Here is a 1192-nt window from a genome sequence, read left to right on the forward strand (position 1 = left end):
ATTAATCCATCACGGAAGCGACGACGCCGGCGCCGACGGTACGGCCGCCTTCACGGATGGCGAAGCGCAGCTTCTCTTCCATGGCGATCGGCGCAATCAGCGTCACTTCCATCGTGATGTTGTCGCCCGGCATCACCATCTCGGTGCCCTCAGGCAGCGTCACCACGCCGGTCACGTCCGTCGTGCGGAAGTAGAACTGCGGACGGTAGTTGCCGAAGAACGGCGTGTGACGACCGCCCTCTTCCTTCGTCAGGATGTAAGCCTCGGCCTTGAACTTCGTGTGCGGCTTGATCGAGCCGGGCTTGCACAGCACCTGGCCGCGCTCCACGTCCTCGCGCTTCGTGCCGCGCAACAGAACGCCCACGTTGTCGCCCGCCTGGCCCTGATCGAGCAGCTTGCGGAACATCTCGACGCCGGTGACCGTCGTCTTCTGCGTGTCGCGCAGACCCACGATCTCCACTTCCTCGCCCACCTTGATGATGCCGCGCTCGACGCGACCCGTCACCACCGTGCCGCGGCCCGAGATCGAGAACACGTCTTCGATCGGCATCAGGAACGGCTGGTCCACCGGACGCTCCGGCTGCGGGATGTAGCGGTCGACCTCGGCCATCAGCTCGAGCACGCGGTCGCGGCCGATCTCAGGCTGACGGTCTTCCAGAGCGCACAGGGCCGAGCCCTTCACGATCGGAATGTCGTCGCCGGGGAAGTCGTACTTCGACAGAAGCTCGCGCACCTCCAGCTCGACCAGATCCAGAAGCTCCGGATCGTCGACCATGTCGACCTTGTTCATGAACACCACCAGGGCCGGCACGCCCACCTGGCGGGCCAGCAGGATGTGCTCGCGCGTCTGCGGCATCGGGCCGTCGGCCGACGACACCACCAGGATCGCGCCGTCCATCTGCGCCGCACCCGTGATCATGTTCTTCACATAGTCGGCGTGGCCGGGGCAGTCCACGTGGGCATAGTGCCGGTTCGTGGTCTCGTACTCCACGTGCGCCGTCGAGATCGTGATGCCGCGCGCCTTCTCTTCCGGCGCCTTGTCGATCTGGTCGTACGCCGTGAACGTCGCCCCGCCCGACTCCGCCAGAACCTTCGTGATCGCCGCCGTCAGAGACGTCTTGCCATGGTCCACGTGACCAATCGTCCCAATGTTGCAGTGCGGCTTATTCCGCTCAAACTTTTCCTTCGCCAT

General features: G+C 64.7%; 1 protein-coding gene. It reads right to left on the reverse strand.

From position 1 onward, the window contains the following. Position 1: 1 nt before the first annotated feature. Positions 2-1192, reverse strand: coding sequence for an elongation factor Tu (gene tuf / locus OC446_RS30420; RefSeq protein WP_262032591.1), 1191 nt, complete (start codon positions 1190-1192; stop codon positions 2-4).

The organism is Microvirga sp. Mcv34, assembly GCF_024519725.1.
Taxonomy (GTDB): domain Bacteria; phylum Pseudomonadota; class Alphaproteobacteria; order Rhizobiales; family Beijerinckiaceae; genus Microvirga.